The organism is Vibrio sinaloensis DSM 21326, from assembly GCF_000189275.1.
Lineage (GTDB): Bacteria > Pseudomonadota > Gammaproteobacteria > Enterobacterales > Vibrionaceae > Vibrio > Vibrio sinaloensis.
Genome location: NZ_AEVT01000058.1, coordinates 188882 through 206681, shown reverse-complemented (window position 1 = coordinate 206681; position 17800 = coordinate 188882). Strand labels below are relative to the sequence as shown.

General features: G+C 46.3%; 12 protein-coding genes. 7 read left to right on the top strand and 5 right to left on the bottom strand.

Annotation, left to right across the window (positions count from 1 at the left end; translation table 11 throughout):
- Positions 1 to 47 precede the first annotated feature (47 nt).
- The 3 genes from RH45_RS09780 to RH45_RS09770 form a co-directional block, all read right to left on the bottom strand.
- On the bottom strand, positions 48 to 1556 hold the full coding sequence (locus RH45_RS09780; RefSeq protein ID WP_008076618.1) for a DUF3360 domain-containing protein: 1509 nt from the start codon (positions 1554 to 1556) through the stop codon (positions 48 to 50).
- A 589-nt stretch (positions 1557 to 2145) separates the two neighbouring features.
- The gene (locus RH45_RS09775) at positions 2146 to 2871 is read right to left on the bottom strand and encodes a metallophosphoesterase family protein (protein ID WP_008076615.1); all 726 of its coding nucleotides are present in this window, start codon (positions 2869 to 2871) and stop codon (positions 2146 to 2148) included.
- A gap of 20 nt (positions 2872 to 2891) precedes the next feature.
- Positions 2892 to 3770 carry a LysR family transcriptional regulator gene (locus RH45_RS09770; protein ID WP_008076613.1) on the bottom strand — a complete coding sequence of 293 codons (879 nt, stop codon included), beginning with the start codon at positions 3768 to 3770 and terminating at the stop codon, positions 2892 to 2894.
- A 120-nt stretch (positions 3771 to 3890) separates the two neighbouring features.
- Here RH45_RS09770 and RH45_RS09765 point away from each other — a divergent pair, with 120 nt between their 5' ends.
- Together RH45_RS09765 and RH45_RS09760 are read left to right on the top strand one after the other, a co-directional pair.
- The gene (locus RH45_RS09765) at positions 3891 to 4568 is read left to right on the top strand and encodes a pirin family protein (protein WP_008076610.1); all 678 of its coding nucleotides are present in this window, start codon (positions 3891 to 3893) and stop codon (positions 4566 to 4568) included.
- 393 nt (positions 4569 to 4961) lie between these two features.
- Positions 4962 to 8657, top strand: a complete 3696-nt coding sequence (locus RH45_RS09760) for a hypothetical protein (RefSeq protein ID WP_008076609.1) — start codon at positions 4962 to 4964, stop codon at positions 8655 to 8657.
- Between the two features lie 187 nt (positions 8658 to 8844).
- On the opposite strand, the gene RH45_RS09755 is transcribed toward RH45_RS09760, so the two are convergent.
- Entirely contained in the window at positions 8845 to 10284 is a 1440-nt protein-coding gene (locus tag RH45_RS09755) for a sucrose-specific PTS transporter subunit IIBC (RefSeq protein ID WP_008076607.1), read from the bottom strand.
- 244 nt (positions 10285 to 10528) lie between these two features.
- Here RH45_RS09755 and RH45_RS09750 point away from each other — a divergent pair, with 244 nt between their 5' ends.
- On the top strand, positions 10529 to 11518 hold the full coding sequence (locus RH45_RS09750; RefSeq protein WP_008076596.1) for a LacI family DNA-binding transcriptional regulator: 990 nt from the start codon (positions 10529 to 10531) through the stop codon (positions 11516 to 11518).
- A gap of 154 nt (positions 11519 to 11672) precedes the next feature.
- The gene (locus RH45_RS09745; protein ID WP_008076593.1) at positions 11673 to 13301 is read left to right on the top strand and encodes a glycoside hydrolase family 32 protein; all 1629 of its coding nucleotides are present in this window, start codon (positions 11673 to 11675) and stop codon (positions 13299 to 13301) included.
- 65 nt (positions 13302 to 13366) lie between these two features.
- Here RH45_RS09745 and RH45_RS09740 read toward each other — a convergent pair whose 3' ends face one another.
- Positions 13367 to 14284 (bottom strand): aminoimidazole riboside kinase, encoded by a 918-nt coding sequence (locus RH45_RS09740; protein WP_008076592.1) that lies wholly within the window; start codon positions 14282 to 14284, stop codon positions 13367 to 13369.
- Between the two features lie 239 nt (positions 14285 to 14523).
- Between RH45_RS09740 and RH45_RS09735 the strand changes: the two genes are divergently transcribed.
- The 3 genes from RH45_RS09735 (at position 14524) to RH45_RS09725 (ending at position 17799) form a co-directional block, all read left to right on the top strand.
- Positions 14524 to 15522 (top strand): LacI family DNA-binding transcriptional regulator, encoded by a 999-nt coding sequence (locus RH45_RS09735; RefSeq protein ID WP_008076591.1) that lies wholly within the window; start codon positions 14524 to 14526, stop codon positions 15520 to 15522.
- Between the two features lie 3 nt (positions 15523 to 15525).
- Positions 15526 to 16251 carry a GntR family transcriptional regulator gene (locus RH45_RS09730; protein ID WP_008076590.1) on the top strand — a complete coding sequence of 242 codons (726 nt, stop codon included), beginning with the start codon at positions 15526 to 15528 and terminating at the stop codon, positions 16249 to 16251.
- A 186-nt stretch (positions 16252 to 16437) separates the two neighbouring features.
- A complete protein-coding gene (locus RH45_RS09725; RefSeq protein ID WP_008076589.1) occupies positions 16438 to 17799 on the top strand; it encodes a PTS transporter subunit EIIC in 1362 nt (453 codons plus the stop codon).
- Position 17800 lies beyond the last annotated feature (1 nt).

Genomic DNA, 17800 nt, shown 5'->3' with positions numbered 1-17800 from the left:
ATCAGAAAAACGGCTTAGCGCCACAGTACTAAACCGTTTTAATCTGATTAACGAAAGCTTGGGATAATCGCTGGAATACCCGGTAGAAGACCGACTAACGCCATCACACTGGTTAGCACCACAAACATAATGCCCGGCAACACCCAACGGCTCATTTTACTCAGTTCACCGCTACGTTCTTTACAACCGATTAAGCCTAAATTGTCTAACAGCATGGTGAGTGACCAACCAAATGCAGGGTTTACGAGCGCTGAAGAAAATACAACGATCGCAGCAGATTGGGTGGTTTTTCCTTCGCGCGTCATTTCCATGCCAGCTTCTAGCAATGGGACGAACACACCAACGATTAGCGCAACACAAAGTACCGGTTGCCAGATAGCTAAATCCATCGGGTAACCCCAAATTGCGGCGATGATGCAAAACAGAGCCGTCAGCAATGCGCCTGCAGGAATAGGGCGTTTAGCAATTGCCGCTGGTACGATGTAAGTCCCCCATGAAGAGGTAAAGTTAGTACCACCAAGAAGAGAACCAAACGTCTGACGAATAGAAGCCGTGGTCATGGTATCGTCAATGTTCATGTGTACTTTTTCGGTACGTCCTGGGTAGCTGATTTTTTGGAATACTTGATGGCCTAAGAAGTCAGGTGACCACATAGCCACAGCTAAAATAGCAAACGGCAATACCACCATGAAATGTTCAATTGTCGGTAGACCAAGCATCCAACCTGTATTCTCCCCCCACCAATACATAGGGTTCATATGAGGCAAACCAGGTTCGGTTTGGAAAGTAAACGGTGCGCCCATCGCAAAAGCTAACGTGCCGCCCAGCAAGCAACTAAGAGGGACTGCTAGCCAACGCTTACGGAAATGTTCCAATAGCGCATACAAAATAATGGTGCAAAAGATCACGACGAAAGCAATGTGACTCATACCAATGCCTTCTGCCCAAGCGAATAGCTTTTTGACTTGAGAAACGGTCCCAACAAAGCCTAGGTAGAGCAATAAGCCGCCACACACGCCTTTACTGGTGAGATTTGCCAACATGCTGCCACCTTTACTGATGGCCAGCAATAAGCCAAAGGCGCCAATCAGCAAGCCAAAGGCCATCGGGTGCCCGCCAGCGGCAACAACAATCGGAATTAGAGGGATAAGTGGACCGTGTGTACCTGCGAGGTTGGCGGTTGGTAATAAAAAACCGGAGAAAAGAATAATGAACACTGAAGCGATCAGTAATTCATATCGAACATTTTCTAGAATAAACCCTTCGTTTAGCCCCAGAGCTCCGGCAAAGGTTGCTGCAATAGCACCCACCATTACCACTTTACCAATGGTCGCCGCCATCGCTGGGATGGTGTCTTCAATCTCAAATCGATAATCTTTAAACGGCAAGTTTGGACGCCAGCGTTTAGGCGACATGATTTGCAACTCGTGCTCTAGATACTGCTCTCGGGACTCAAATTCAGAGCTTGGTTTGTGTTGTTGTTCATAACTGAGTTCATCCTCATTGGCTTGAGGCTTATCTGTTCGTATATGTGCGGACTCTAAAGTACTGCTCATTTTGATTCCTTTCGTTCACACTCTGAGGTGTGTTGTTCCAACAAACGTAATTTACTCCCGGTATTAAGAGGTAGCGGAGTAGTGAGTGATATTCGTTTCTCTACAAAGAATTCGATAAATCTCTATAAGAGGTAACTGAGTTATTATTTAAAAGTGAAGATAACTGACTGAGAATAGGGTCGGAAACAAGCTTGAATATCATTGGTACTGTTGTAAAAGCCTGAGGTTCACAGTTAACAATAAAGAACAAATTACCTTGCAAAATCGAATCGTTGAAGTTGTTAGTACCTTAAACCAAACTGAAAAAAACAAATAGTCTCAGTGGCTTAGACATTAGTCGTAGAGGTAGCCTGCAAGTATAAAGAGGTTAGATAACAAGGTAAGAAGAGCTTAGCGAGTGCGCTGACAACACGGTCAGATGAGCACGCTTGAAGATGCCGACATCACCAGCGCGGTTGACGCTATCGTTGCTCACGTAGCTGATACGTTTGGTGGGGCATTAGGCGGTTAATCACTACTGAATGGTGAGTGAAACCCTGCTCAATCGGCAGGGCTTCGTTATATCTTGTCTTTATTTTAAAAACAAAAATCAAAGGTAGATAGGCTGGTAATCAATAGACTCATTGTGAAAAGTGATTTTGCTTAACCCAATCTTTTGGCTACGATTATATTCTTCGATTGAGTGATCAAAACCGTATGCTGTCGCGGGTGCCATATACTGTGTTACACCGTGTTTTGTTACTTTTAGCCCGTCATGACCGTGCCCACAAATGACTTCTCTTACGCTACGTTTACTGAGCGTATTTAGCAGCGTGCCATCATTTTCCATGCAAATCGATTTCATCCACTCCGAGCCAACAGGAATTACGGGATGATGGACAACCACAATCACGTCTTTCGCTTTTCTCAATTGCTTTTCAAGCTTTGCGAGACCGCGTTTATCTATACGGCCTGAACCAAGTGGGTGCCGAGTATCGATTGGCTTGAAGCTAGAATCGAGAAACAGAACGTTTCGGCCGTGGATGTTGGTCTTGTCGACTACTTTAATCGTTGAGCCTTTCAGTTCTTTTCGCATCAGAACTGAATCGTCATGATTACCTGCAACGGCGTAGACGGTTTTACTTGAGACGTGTCGCTCAACTAAGGTGATCAGTCGAGTGTAGTCTCCCGCTTTAGGATTGCAGCATAGGTCGCCTGTGAGCAGTAATGTGTCACAAGAGTCATCATTCTGCGCAAACTCTAAAGCGTGTTTGAAATTGGCAAAGCTTGAATCATCACTAAGATGACAATCACTTATTTGATAGACAGTTTTCATGGTATGGGTTAGCCAACCTGTTATAAGACGTTATTAAGGTACTCTAATAGTGATCTGACTTTAGGCGTTGCACCTCTATGGCTAGGGTAGAGGGCATAGAGCGCAACGGGTTTAAATGACCAGTCAGGTAATACATTGATTAGCTTACCATTTATCTCGAACTCTTTGGCCATATAATCCGGCAGCTCTGTGATGCCAAGCCCTTGAACCGCCATTCGTTTTAGCATAGAGAAGTCATCACAGCGAACACTTGGCTTAAACGACACATGGTACTCCTCGTGTTTTGAGGTGAGCTGCCAATCCGCACTGCGCTCTTTTGCACTCATGAGCATTAACGGCTGATCGAGCAAATTGCTAGGGTGGGAGAGGGCTTCGAAACCGCGGTCCGGCGCAGCATAGAGTTTGAGATTGATCTCGCATAGTCGCTTGGCCACTAGGCTGGAGTCTGCGAGATCGCCCATTCGAAATGCAAGGTCAAACCCCTCTTCAATTAAATCCACACGCCTATTGGTCAATGCTAAATCCAACTCGATGTCTGGGTGCTGTAGACAAAAGTTGGCAAGGTGTTCGGAAAGCAGAGATTGGCCTACACCTAGCGACGTGCAAATTCGCAATCTTCCCTGAGGTTTTTCGAGCATAGATTCAACTGCGCTGTCTGCCGCATTGAGTTCATCCTTAATGCGTCGGCAGTACTCATAGTACCTTTGTCCGACTTCAGTTAATCGTAATGAACGAGTTGAACGTTCTAAAAGCCGAACCCCAAGGTGCGTTTCTAGCCGAGTTATCTTGCGGCTGACATTCGATTTGGGCGTGTTATATGCCTCGGCCGCTGCGGTGAAACTGCCTTTCTCCACCACAGTGGCAAAAACCATCAAGTCATTTAAATCACAGTTGAGCATAATGGGCATTCAATAGTTATCAAATATTGAACAGTATTGTTTAAAATTGGTTATATATCAACTTGTGATACCAAACTATTCTACTTCCATCAGCCAAATTAAATAAATAAGGAAGCAAAGATGGAAATTCTAACTCTTGATCAACTCCCACAAGGTGGTTTTGCCGGTTTGAAAGAAAAACAAGTGGTCACTGACGACCGTGTATTCGGGGCTCGTAAGCACCCAAAAACATCAAACGGCATTGGCAATTTTGTCTATCTCGCGGATGCTAACTTTGTTCCATATGGCGAAACAGGCATGCATCCACACCGTGAAATCGATGTTATCAGCGTAATGGCAAAAGGACGGGTGAGTCACAAAGGGTCACTGGAACATGGAAAAGGATTGGTCGCTGGCGAAGCGCAAGTTCAACGAGCGGGTGGAGAAGGTTTTGCTCACAACGAAGTGAACCCTGACGGGGTGCCAAACCAGTTGATCCAACTGTGGGTATTGCCAGAGAAAGCGGGAGAGCCAGCAGGTTACAAATCCTACACACCTGAAGTTAATCAACGTACACGTATCTATGGTGGTAACAAAGAGCAGTCCGACACGTTTGATAGCCATACCGTTATTGATGTGGTTCAAGCGACACAAGGTTACCAGACGACTCATCATGGTGAAGCTTTGCTCTACTTGAGTACAGGCAGTGCGGAGGTAAACGGCACCAAGATTGAAGCCGGCACCTTGGTGAGAGCAATGGAGTTTGATATTACCGCGAGGGAAGAGGCTCAGTTGATCTTGGTCTCTACACGAGAGTGAACATGTCAACTAATAGGACGAGCTTTTAAGCACTTAGTTTTATATTTCTTTGACGCTGTATCGAATAGATGCAGAGTAAGTGATGTTCTCACCCACCCGTACCAGATAGTCGTAAACCCCAAAATAGTGTGATGAATGGCAAAAAATCATGACTTACTAAAATTATTTTTAACTTTAGTAAGTCATTAATTAATAAGTGATTATATAAATGCTATAAATTCAATTGAGCGTTTGAATTCTTTTGGTGAATTGATGTACTGTTATGAAAAGTAAGGGTATTTATAGTGTCAATAACACTTACGAACTAAAAATATGCAATTGATCGCAAAATGGAAGATGTAACAATTTAGCACTAGCTTATATGTGTTGGTTGGTAAACTAATGGATATAGGTATGAAACTAAACAAAATTTCTCTGGCCCTTGGTCTGGCCAGTGCTGTTGTTCTTACAGGGTGTGGGGGCGGCAGTTCTTCCTCCTCCGATTCAAACTCCTCAGGCAGTAGTACTTACAGTGTAACCGCAATAGATGGGTATCTAAACGGCGCGTTAGTGTGGCTTGATATCGACGGCGACTTCGAGCAAGACGATAATGAACCTTCTGCGACTTCCGGTGCAGGTGGTGTGGCTAACTTGGATGTGTCTAATGTCACCAATCCAAGCCAATACGCTGTAGTCGTCAAAGCGATTCCTGGTCAAACGGTCGATGAAGACAACGGCCCGGTAGAAACAGGCTACGTGATGTCAGCTCCTGCTGGGGAGACCGATGTCACTCCACTCTCGACCTTAGTGCACGTCATTCTTGAACAAACTACCGATGATGACGCGACTGAAGAAGAAATTGAACAAGCGAAACAAGATGCGGTTCAACAAGTGGCCGACGATTTAGGCATTGATGCGGATGATGTACTCGGCGACTTTATTGAAGATGACCTTGATGACGCCGCATTCGCAGCAGAAACTATTGTCGAGCAAAATGTTCTTCCTGACGATGAGGAAGACCTTGGTGACGCCGCTGATGGTACCGATGATTCTCTGCTTGAATCGGCTGACAGTGTTTCTTCGTCAATCAAAACGGTCAACGACAGTGACCCAGAAGATTATGACACCATAGATGTTGAGACGGATAGCGATAGTGATGGTGTTCCTGACATACTCGATGCTTTCGATAATGATCCAAACGAACAGTACGACCTTGATGGTGATGGTACTGGTGACAACGCTGACACCGACGATGATGGTGATACGTACTTAGATACACAAGATGAGTTCCCAACCGATGGCACTGAATGGGCCGATGCAGACAAAGACAACATCGGTGATAACGCTGACTTAGATGACGACAACGATGGTGTCAACGATACCGATGATGAACACCCTAATGATGATACGCGCGCAGGGGACAGCGACGGTGATGGCACCGACGATCTCTACGATGAGTTCCCAGATGATCCTGAGCGTGTGGGGGATTCAGATGGTGATGGCGTAGATAGCGCGACAGACGAATATCCTGGCGACCCAACCAGAGCTGGTGACAGCGACGGTGACGGTGTTGATGACCTTGACGATGAATTCCCAGATGACAATACCCAAGCAGGGGATGCCGATGGTGATGGTGTCGATGGCTTGCAAGATGCCTTCCCAGGAGACCCTAATGAATCGGTAGATACTGACCTTGATGGCATCGGTAATAATGCCGATCCTGACGATGATGATGATGGCGTGGACGATCAGTTCGATTCAGCACCGCTCGATGATACGGTTGTTGAAAGCGGAAATCGACAATCTGCCAGCTTCTTCAATAGCTTAGATATGGCGTTTATCTTTGATGGTGACATCGAGGATGGCTACATCGATATTGAAACGCTTGAAATTGCTAATGGTATGGCGAACTTAACCGGCATTGCGACGCTAAACAGCTTCGGTGAATTTAGCTTCGATCTGGATGAAGACAGCGGCATCGTACTGACGGCGACCGGTTGGCAGCAGTTAGATGGTCTATACACCATCGACTTCTCTGACGGTGAAGATATCTATGCCTACGCAACCAACTTCGAATCGACGGTGAGTTATACCGTATCAGCCACACTGACTGATTTAGAAGGCAGCAACGTTTCAGATTACGCAAACGAAGATGAGATCTGGGATGAATTTACGGATACCACTAAGCTGTTTAGCAAAGATGCCAAAGAAGTCGAAGCAACGCTGACGCCTGAAGATGATATCTATCAACTTTGGGAAGAGAGCGAAGCCTACGTGTTCCAAGGTGATGGTGGTGCGACAGATGGTAAAGTCACTGATCTTGATGAGTTGATCACGGACATTTCCGTCAATACTCCTGCTAATACTGGGGATCTGGTTGGTGTCTACTTGTCCGGAGATGGCGACATGGCTGCGGCAGTAGAGCTACTTGATGACAATACCGCTCATTACTACTTGATGGATTGGACTGAACAAGACCCAGATATGAGTGCGACTCGTGTTGCGACGGGGACTTGGTCAGGCAGCCCTGTTGCTGGCGTAGAGCTGATTGAGTTCACTGTTCCTGAAGCCGCAATCACGGCATGGGGTGGCGTTTGGGATGAAGACAACACCACGTTTATCTTCGCTGAATACGATGGCGTTGTTCGTCAAGGTCATGTAGAGAAAGCCGGTGAAGCCCTAGAAGACGATGAAATCCTCTTTGTTAGCGAAGTCGCGAAAGAAGATATTGTCGGCGTCCTCGATCTTCCATTGGGTGAATGTCATGCTAATGATGTTGAATTTGGCGCGACAAATGACGATTTCCTACTAGCGATAGCAGGTTGTGGTGGTTTAGAAAGTGCAATCACATCGGATATGCTGGTGGGTAACACCTTTGAACGAGAAAGACGTGATGACAGCACTCGTCAATATACCTTCGTAGAAGGTGGCACGGTCCATGTTGGTAAAAACGGCTTGTACTCTTTCGATGCTGCTTGGGCGATAGACGGTGATTTCCTAGTGATCACCTTCGAAGATGGCAATATCTGGAAGTGGGCGCTGGTTGGCAAAGAGACGGAAGCCAGTTCGGCTGGAGGTGAAGAGTTAGCGGTATTTGCTGCTGCCGAAGAAGATTCGGTCTGGTCAGTCAAACACTTCGAGACTTATACCAATGATGCTGGCGTTTTAGTTAACTCAATTTGGTCTGAAACGTTTGAATTGATCGATGAAGCGGTATGTGGATTTGATGAAGTTGAGTCTGATGCAACACAGCAAACCTTTGATGACGCCATTGCTGAGTACGAAACGTGTACTGGCAAAGACATTGTGACGACTGATGACGATGTACGTGGTCTAACACTAATGCGTACCAACAGTCGTGGCGAAGTACGTGCCACTGAGTTTGATGCGGAAGGAAATACGGGTACTTACTACCGTAATACGGTGATGAGTGGCGAGTTTGCTTGGAGCATTGTAGATGGTAATAAGATTGTACTGAGCGACAGTGAAAACGCGAGTGATGTTTGGGATCAGTATGTGATTCTCTCTGAAAGTGAAGGCACCTATCTCATTGCGGACTTTGTTCCAGAAGATGGGGAAATTTGGACAGATACCTATACCGATGTTGCAGGTCAAATGCTTGCAGAGTGTGAAATCGGTAACACAGAATGGGACGACGTTAACGATGTTCCTTTAACAACCGGTTCATTTGAGGAGTATCTGGAAGCTGTCGAAGATTGTCGCGAGCAGTCAGGTGTCGAAGCCTACTTTAGTGGAGAGTTCTTCGACAGAGATGATCGTACCATTGAAATGGCGGTTGACGATGAGAAGTATAGCTTTGAAAGTGACGGTACAGGTACCTATTCAGATATTGAAGAAGGTCAAGTGACAGACACTTACAGCTTTACTTGGACAGTCGATACCGATAACGATCTCATTGTGGTCACGATTACTGCGGGAGAAATCACAGCGATTGATTACCTAGCGATTGTGGATACCAATGGTAAAGCACTCTCAGTCAAAGCCATGTCTAAGGCAAATGATACCGGTTGGCCGGGCATCGGAGCTGACGACGAAGGCGATATCTGGGGAGATGTCTTTGAGCTGACCCAGGTGTTCCACGAAGAGTAACCAAGGTTTGCGGTGAACGGATTCGGGGTTCACTGTTAAACACTAAAAGCTGGCGTAGCGAAAGCACGCCAGCTTTTTTTCTGCAAAGAACCGTACCTTTTAAATAGCAAAAATGCCCCACCAGTGGTGGGGCAGAAGTCAAAAACATGTTTTGACTACGGGGACCGTCCTAGTCCATCGTCTAGTGCTAAGCGGTTGCGGTTTTCCCTGCTTTAGCACTGTCACGTGCTCCTAGTACTAGGGTTAGACCAAATGCGACTGCGAATGATATTGCCATACCTGCAATGTAGTAACCGATTTGGCTTGGTACGATAGAGATAATTCCCGGCAAACCAGCGGCACCAAGTGCTTGAGCTTTTACATTGAATAGCGTGATAAAGGCACTAGAGGCTGCTGCACCGATAACCGCGGCAATGAATGGGTAACGAAGTTTTAAGTTAACGCCAAACATAGCGGGCTCTGTGATCCCCAGTAGTGCCGTTACACCTGATGGCATGGCGATGCCTTTCAGTTTTGTGTCTTTCGTTTTCAATCCTACAGCCAGTGCTGCGGCACCTTGAGCGACGTTAGACATGGCTGCGATAGGGAAGATAAACGTACCACCAGTGACTGCGATATCTGCCAACAGTTGTGTCTCAATAGCGATGAAGCTGTGGTGCATACCTGTAATTACAAACGGTGCGTAAATGAAACCAAATAGAGCGCCACCAATGAAGCCTGCTGAATCGTATAACCAGTTTAGGCCATCACCAAGTAGGAAGCCGATATCACGAGTGATAGGACCAACAAGTGTGAAGGTTAGGAAACCCGTGATGAAGATAGCCAGCATTGGGGTTAACAAGTTATCCAATACAGAAGGAATAAACTTGCGTAGACCGTTTTCAACTTTGGCTAGAATGAATGCCGAGACCAATACCGGAAGCACTGAGCCTTGGTAGCCAACTTTCTGGATCTCAAAACCGAAGATGTTCCAAGTTGGGATGGTACCCGCGACACTCGCACCACCGAAACCCCAGCCGTTGAGTAGATCAGGGTGAACCATCAACATACCAAGTGCCGCCCCTAAGAATGGGTTGCCACCAAATTTTTTGCTAGCAGAAAAGGCAAGTAGAACGGGCAAGTATACGAATGGCGCGTTGGCAAAGGTATTGATCATACTTGCGAGATCCGCCAAACCTGGGTTTGCTTCGATCAGAGATTGACCTTCGATAAATAGGCCTTGAGCCGTCAATAGGTTGAAAATACCCATCAATAAACCACCCGCAACAATCGCGGGAATGATAGGTACAAATATGTCAGAAAGGCCTTTTACCGCTCGCTGAACAATGTTTTGTTTCTCGGCACCGGCACTTGCCACATCATTGGTCGACATTTCGCTCATGCCAGTTAGCTTGGCCATTTCAGCATGTACTTGGTTCACAATGCCGGATCCAAAGATGATCTGATATTGACCCGCCACTTTAAACTGACCTTTTACCCCTTCAAGGTTAGCGATAGCGTCTTCATCAATAATCGAGTCATCTTTTAGTGCTAAACGTAGGCGTGTTGCACAGTGGGCGAGCGCTTGCAGGTTATCTCTACCTCCAAGAAGCTCCAGCAGCTCTTTTGCAATAATCGGATAATTCATTCCAAACCCCGGTTGTTATCTTTTGCTTATTTAGTTAATAGTTCAAAAAGGTGTTGAATACTTTTTGGGAACGTTTGCAAAGTGGATTTTTGGCGATCTATAAGATTCAGTCAAAACATATTAGGTTTTTATGTGAGATGGATCTGCTAAAATATTTTGCTAAACCGTTTGGGCAAAGTGGATTTTGTTCCCAAATCTGGTAGTTTTTGCAAAGAATCCCAATAACTTATTAAGAGATCACTTCATGGCAAGCTTACATGACGTTGCACAGTTGGCTGGCGTTTCGAAATCGACCGTTTCTCGTGTCATTAATAACGAATACGGTGTGAAAGAAGCCACCAAAATAAAAGTGATGAAGGCGGTAGAAGAGGTCGGCTATGTGGTCAATCAGGTCGCGAAAGACCTAAAATCACAAAAGACCAATCTGGTTGGCGTTATTGTGCCTCGAGTTTCTTCTCACGCGACGGCGCAGGGGATTGATGGTTTAAGCCGCATATTTGAATGGGCTGGGAAACAAGTGTTGCTGGCCAGCACACAGCAGTCAAATGAGCGGGAAATCGAATACATTCAACTATTTAACCAAAAGCGCGTTGAAGGGATAGTGCTGTATGCGACTCACATCGATGCTGATTTGGTTAAAGCGATATCCCAGTCTCAAGCCCCCGTTGTGCTGGTGGGACAAGATGGCTCTCTGTTCAATATTCCTAGCGTTGTTCATGACGACCTAAGGGTAGGCTTTGAAGCGGGCAATCGATTAATGGCGGCGGGTTGTGAGCAGATTGGCTTTATTGGTGTGGCAGATTCCGATTTAGCGGTAGACAAGCTGCGCTCTGATGGCTTGATACAGGCATTGAACATGGCTGGTAGTAAAACGCTTCTGTTCCACAATCACGGAGAATTCAGCATCGATTCTGGCTATGCCAATATGAAACAAATACTTCAAGAGCATCCAAGCGTAGATGGTGTCTTTTGTGCCACCGACCGGATTGCCGTCGGAGCGATTAAAGCCCTACAAGAAGCGGGAATTGAAGTGGGCCAGCAGGTTAAGGTGTTAGGTGTTGGTAATGATGAGTTGGGTTATATTAACTCACCAAGCTTATCTACATTTAACTATGCCTTTGATAAAGCAGGGGAAAGTGGTGCGAAGATGCTATTGGAGCTCATTGAAGGTAAGCCCCAAGTCATGAGTAAGTTGGTCTTAACATTCCAGAATGTAGATAGAGAAACCTGTTAACAGTGTCGTTAGCCACCTAATCGAAAGCCTGAATCATCAGGCTTTTTTTGTGCGTGGGATCACGGCTTGTCGCCATAAACAACACGTCATATCTTGTAGTTTTTAGCATGATCATGTAGTTTTGCAAACGTTCCCAATTTTTAGGTAAGTTTTAATGTCTGTTGAGCACTATCTTTCCCTCTGCGGTGGAAAAAACAATATTACTCGAGTCCTAACCCCTGATGATGAGCTCATTTTTGCGGTCAAAGAGGTGAGCCAAGTCGGCACTAGTCACCTAATTATTGCGATAAGGGAGGTGCTTGGTGAGCATCAAGTGGTGTTTAAACGTACTCACTCTTTTGATGATGAGGCATTACTGCAAATTGGCCGTTACATTGCTGAGCAGCAACAAATCGCGTTAGCCGTTAAGGCTGAACCGGTAGACTGTGACTACAGACCAAGCTGGCATATCTCACCACCACAGGGCCTACTCAATGACCCTAATGGTTTTATTTACCATAACGGTGAGTACCACCTGTTTTATCAATGGTATCCGCATGCTTGCCAGCACAAGGATAAGTATTGGGCCCACCTTACCAGTGCTGATTTAGTCAACTGGCAGTGGCAACCTGTCGCATTGACACCTTCTGACTGGTTTGATGCCCATGGCGTGTTCTCAGGTCATGCATTGAGTCATGAAAATCAACTTATGCTGTTTTATACCGGAAACACACGAATTGGTGAGCAGCGCGATCGCCATACCACCCAGTGTTTAGCAATCTCACAAGACGGCTTCCATTTTACCAAACATGGTCCCGTGATCGAGGGGCTCCCCGACGGGGTAACACCGCATATCCGAGACCCTAAAATTATTCGCCACAACGACGCTTGGCTGATGTTGCTCGGTGCTCAAACTACCGAGCTTAAAGGTCGTCTAGCCGTTTATCGTTCCGAAGATTTGCTCGATTGGCAATTTGAAGGGGTATTTGGTCAAGAGTTTGGTGACTTTGGTTATATGTGGGAGTGTCCGGATCTGTTTACCATTTCGGAGATTAGCTTTGCCGTCATTGGTCCACAGGGCATCGATTCGTTCTCTGCTCATAACACGATTCCCCATCACAATGGTATTGCCCGCGCCACATTGAGTACCGAAAACGGGCTGGAGCTGTCGGATTTTCAACACCTTGATTACGGCTTCGACTTCTACGCACCACAGACCATGTTGACACCTGATGGCCGACGCGTGATGTGCGGCTGGATGGGGCTACCGGATGAGATTGACCAGCCTTCCGCAGACAATGGCTGGATTCACCAGTTAACAGCAATGCGTGAGTTATCGGTAAATAATGGTCAATTGGTGCAATGGCCAGTTGCAGAAATTGAAACATTGGCTCAACCCGAGCAGACAGTGACGCTCAGCAATAGCGCTTATAACCTTGAAACTAAGAGTTTTGATTTGACCCTAGAGCTTGAGTGGGGCAGTCAATTAAATCTGTTTGAAGGCAGCCAGCATAAGCTGACCATAACCGCGGATGCTGAGCACCAAGTGTTAGTAATGGATCGCTCCCAAACCCTCAATCGAGCTCAGGATACGATACGCGAGCTGCCATTAACCAGTGACACCGTTAAGCTACGTATTCTCGCTGATCGCTCTTCGGTTGAAGTGTTCGTTAATGGTGGGGAAGCGGTGATGACTTCTCGTGTGTTCACGGCTCCAGATTCGACGGGCATTTCATTAAACGGTAAACCGACGCAAGCGCGAATCAAGCGCTTGAATGCGAGCCACGCACCTTTTAAAAGTTAAATCGCATCAATCAAAAAAGCCCCAAGTATGATCACTTGGGGCTTTCTGTTGTTTAGAGCAAGGTGTTAGATGTATTCGAGTAATGCTTGCTCGCTGGGCAGCGCCGTCATTGCGCCTTTCTGAGTTGTCGCCAAAGCGCCACAACCGTTCGCCCATTGAACTGCTGCCTCAATACTAGAGTGGTTCGCCCAATCCTTGTGTTGCGATAGCTTGGCTAACAAGCCACCTACGAATGCGTCACCCGCGCCCGTCGTATCAACGGGCTTCACTGCTTGACCTGATATCAAGCGCTGCTCGTTATTGAATACGACCAGTGCGCCTTTCGCTCCTTGAGTAATCAAGACTAACGTATTGTGATACTTTTCAACGGCGGTTAAACCTGCGGCTAATGTATTGGTTTCAGTAAGAAACATAAGCTCGTCGTCAGAGAACTTAACCACATCTGCCAGTTCGATGGCTTGGCTGACAACAGGTTTTAATTCAGCTGGCTCTGCCCATACTTCTTCACGCAGATTTGGATCGAAGCTAACAAATCCGCCTGCGGCTTTAATTTGGCGCATCGCTTCAAGAGTGCTGCTGCGGCTCGGTTCGTTAGCCAATGCAATCGAGCAGACATGCAGCCAATCTCCCGATTGGAACTGAGGTAAATCCTCTAGTTGAAGGAACTGATCGGCACTGGGTTTGACCATAAAGGTAAAGCTACGCTCACCTGAATCATCAAGATCGACAATCACAGTAGAGGTGCGTTGTTTATCGTCGAGTCGCATAAACTCAGTGTCTACGCGTTCTGCGGTCAATGTTTGCTTCATAAAGCGACCGAGTGGATCTTGGCCTACGCGCCCAAAAAAAGCCGCTTGGCCTCCAAGGCGTGCAATAGCCACAGCTACGTTTGCGGGAGCACCACCTGGACATTTAAGGTAGGTAGATTCCGTATCTGGAATCAAGTCAACAACAGCGTCTCCTGTTACCCATACTCTGTTCATAATTGTCACCTCTAGTCTTTCAATTAGGATAGGCTAATTATAAGGCTAAAACGATTTAGCAATCTAGTTCGTTTAGGCTATAATGCCGATATGGGAAGCGTTTTGTGATCCGTGGCGATCTTTTTATCTCAATTTGGATCCCAAGGCATGTTCGCCTAGTAAAGCGTTAGAAATCTTTCTCTAGGTCAGTAGAATAGGGCGATGAACGTCAAACACCTCTAGGTAAATACAGGATAAGAATGACCACCAAAAAGTTTAAGCTGGCAGACATTGCTGAGTTAGCGGGAGTGTCAAAATCAACGGTGAGTTTTGTTCTCAACGGCCACGCGAAAAAACATCGTATTAACGAAGAGACGGTGAAAAAAGTTGAGGCGATCGCCTTTGCACATAACTACTCACCGAGTATTTATGCTCGTGCACTGAAATCGAAGCAGACATACACTGCTGGTCTTGTTATTCCTGATTTAACCAACATGGGTTTCGCGACCATTGCCAAGAAGCTCGAAGTACTATGTCGAAGTCAGGGCTACCAACTACTGATAGCGTCCTCCGACGATGATCCTGAAATGGAGAAACAGGTCATCCAAAGCTTAGTGGATAGACAAGTTGACGTATTGTTCATTGCCACCTCGTTAACGAGCGAGAGCTACTTTCATCAAGTGAAACAAACGACCCCGATCATTCTTTTTGACCGCGTGATTGAAGAGAGCGTATTTACCAATATCAAAACCGACTCCGCCAGCGCGACGCAACAAGTGGTTGCGCATTTGGTACAAGGTCTTGAGGAGTGTTTTTATATTGGTGGTCAAATGGACCTATCTCCGAGTAAAGACCGTTTTGCTGGTTACCAAGCTGGTTTGCATCAAGCTGGGATCGCTTTCCAGCCACAGCATGTATTGAACAAGGATTACCAGCCGTCTTCTGGATACGAGATGATGGCGACGATCATGTCGCAGCATGGGAAAGCGCCTCAGGCGATATTTACGGCATCATACTCTTTGCTTGAAGGAGTACTGCGTTATCTGACTGAGCATGATTTGCTTTCAGCGGACATCCAAATCGCGACCTTTGATAACTACGACATCCTCGATTGCCTGCCGATCAAAATAGACTCGGTAGAACAAGATTGCGATTTAATTGCTCAGGCCTTGTTTGACGAGGGCAAGGCGTTATTGAATCAGCCAAACCGTCAACCAGAGCGACTCTCTTTTCCCGCAAAGATTCACTACCGACGATAAACTATGACTGACATTTATACGCACCAATCATTGCCGCTTTATTTGCAAGTGGCCGAAGACCTAAAACAGCGAATCGATCAGGGAGTGTTTCCTGCGGGCAGCCGTTTACCCTCTGAAAATCAGTTGGTTGAACAACTAAAAGTCAGCCGAGTGACAGTCCGTAAAGCACTCGCGTATCTTAATGAGCAGGGCTACACGTTTGCAGAAAAAGGCAAAGGCACCTTTGTTAAACCGACTAAGCTTCGCCATGATTTTCTGTCGATGTCTGGTTTTGCCCAAGAGGCCGCTGGATCAGGACTCAAAGCTAAAAATTTGGTCGACTCTTTTACGGTTATTGAGGCTAGCGCAGACATTGCCGCTAAGTTGAACATTGCTGTGGGGGCTAGGGTGAATTGTGCGGCGAGACGACGTTTAGTGAATGATCAAGTCGTCTCTTATGAGGAGTTTTATATTCCCAGAGAGATCTTGCCATCACTCAATCATGATGATTTGCTCGGCTCTAAATTTGATTACTTGAGTCAGCAAGGTATTCAAATGGTCAAGACTCAACAGAAACTGATTCCAGCGCTGCCAGATGAGCGGATTCAATCATTATTGTCGGTGCCAGCCTCAGAGCCTATTTTGATTAACCAGTCGCAAAACTACTTGAGTGAACAACGTGTGTATGAGTATTCCATTGTTTACTACAAATCCAGTGTGTATGACTTTGAAATTACCGCCAGAGCGTAAACGGAGCCTCACATTTGTGGGGCTTTTTTGTATTTATACAAATCAGAACTCCCATGAAAATTGTGATTGGACGCAATAATTGGTCATTGAACACGACAAAATAGTTCAACTTGTATTTAACCTGTATTAATCTAATACATGTTGAATACAGGTTGTTATTTTTTGTGCTCTTAGGAGAGGAAACAAATGGCAAGAGATCCAAAAGTCGTTGCTGATCAGGTGCTGGCTTTGCTCGGTGGTGAAAGCAACATCGAGCAGTTGAGTCATTGCGCGACTCGACTACGCATCGTTGCAGTCGATGATACGAAAGTTGACGCTCAAGCTCTTAGTGAGACGGAAGGTGTTCACGGCTACTTTGAAAAAAACGGTCAGCATCAAGTGATCTTAGGTACGGGGTTTGTTGGTAAAGTCTTTGCCGTATTAAAAGGTGAAGAGGTTATCGATGACGAAAAGCCGAAAACCAAAACTGAACAGGTAAGTACATTCCAATCGGTGACAAGAACCTTCTCTGATATCTTTGTCGCGATTATCCCTGCATTGGTGGCGACGGGGCTGTTAATGGGGTTGCGCGGGCTTATCGTTAACGGTTTTGGCGTCGAGTTGTCTCCTCAACTGACTGTATTGTCTCAAGTGTTGACCGATACCGCCTTTATCTTTATTCCTGTGCTGGTGACTTGGTCGGCGATGCGGGTATTCGGTGGTAACCCAGTGTTAGGAATCGTGTTGGGGCTGATGCTGGTAGCGCCACAGTTGGCCAGTAAGTGGGATGTCGCTTTCGGCAACGCTGAAGCGCTAATGATACCTTTCATGGGCTTTGATATCGCAGTGACTGGATTACAGAGCTCGATTCTTCCTGCTGTGTTTATGGGGTGGTTTGCGGCGATGGTCGAAAAGACCTCACGTAAATACGTGCCAGAAGTCCTCGATCTTATCCTTACACCATTTATTACTTTATTGATTTCGCTGATTGCAGGCTTGGTGTTTGTTGGTCCTCTATTACTGGGTATTGAGAAGCTGATTACTGAGTTAGTACTGTACTTCTTACAGATTCCTTATGGCATTGGTGGTCTTATTTATGGTGGGGCTATTCAGTTTATGGCCGTGACTGGCATGCATCACACCATAGTGCCGATCACGATTGCTATGGTGACCGATACTGGCTTTGACTACATCAACCCACTAGGTACAGCAGCCATTGCAGGTCAGTTTGGCGCAGCGATGGCAGTTGTGATGATGCAAACCAGCAAAGTGAAGAAGTCAGGTATGTTTGGTGCGGCGTTACCAGCGCTTTTTGGCATCACCGAGCCAGCCATGTTTGCCATCACGTTACCAAGGGTTAAACCTTTCTTATATGGCTGCGTTGGCGGTGCTATTGGTGGCTGCTTGGGCGCGATTGCTGGGATTGGTTCCGCGGGGACAGGTGCGACCATGTTACCTGGTATGTTGCTTTACTTAGGTGGAGGTTTGGGTATGTACATTGTCGTTATGTTAGCCGCGGCCAGTAGCGCTTTCATACTCACTAAGCTGTTCTACAAAGAAACCAATTAGT

Excerpts from the sequence above, each read along its gene's own strand:
- RH45_RS09735 (WP_008076591.1), top strand. The coding sequence starts at position 14,524 with ATGACCACCAAAAAGTTTAAGCTGGCAGACATTGCTGAGTTAGCGGGA.
- RH45_RS09760 (WP_008076609.1), top strand. The coding sequence starts at position 4,962 with ATGAAACTAAACAAAATTTCTCTGGCCCTTGGTCTGGCCAGTGCTGTT.
- RH45_RS09775 (WP_008076615.1), bottom strand. The coding sequence starts at position 2,871 with ATGAAAACTGTCTATCAAATAAGTGATTGTCATCTTAGTGATGATTCA.
- RH45_RS09780 (WP_008076618.1), bottom strand. The coding sequence starts at position 1,556 with ATGAGCAGTACTTTAGAGTCCGCACATATACGAACAGATAAGCCTCAA.
- RH45_RS09755 (WP_008076607.1), bottom strand. The coding sequence starts at position 10,284 with ATGAATTATCCGATTATTGCAAAAGAGCTGCTGGAGCTTCTTGGAGGT.
- RH45_RS09765 (WP_008076610.1), top strand. The coding sequence starts at position 3,891 with ATGGAAATTCTAACTCTTGATCAACTCCCACAAGGTGGTTTTGCCGGT.
- RH45_RS09745 (WP_008076593.1), top strand. The coding sequence starts at position 11,673 with ATGTCTGTTGAGCACTATCTTTCCCTCTGCGGTGGAAAAAACAATATT.
- RH45_RS09750 (WP_008076596.1), top strand. The coding sequence starts at position 10,529 with ATGGCAAGCTTACATGACGTTGCACAGTTGGCTGGCGTTTCGAAATCG.
- RH45_RS09725 (WP_008076589.1), top strand. The coding sequence starts at position 16,438 with ATGGCAAGAGATCCAAAAGTCGTTGCTGATCAGGTGCTGGCTTTGCTC.
- RH45_RS09740 (WP_008076592.1), bottom strand. The coding sequence starts at position 14,284 with ATGAACAGAGTATGGGTAACAGGAGACGCTGTTGTTGACTTGATTCCA.
- RH45_RS09770 (WP_008076613.1), bottom strand. The coding sequence starts at position 3,770 with ATGCTCAACTGTGATTTAAATGACTTGATGGTTTTTGCCACTGTGGTG.
- RH45_RS09730 (WP_008076590.1), top strand. The coding sequence starts at position 15,526 with ATGACTGACATTTATACGCACCAATCATTGCCGCTTTATTTGCAAGTG.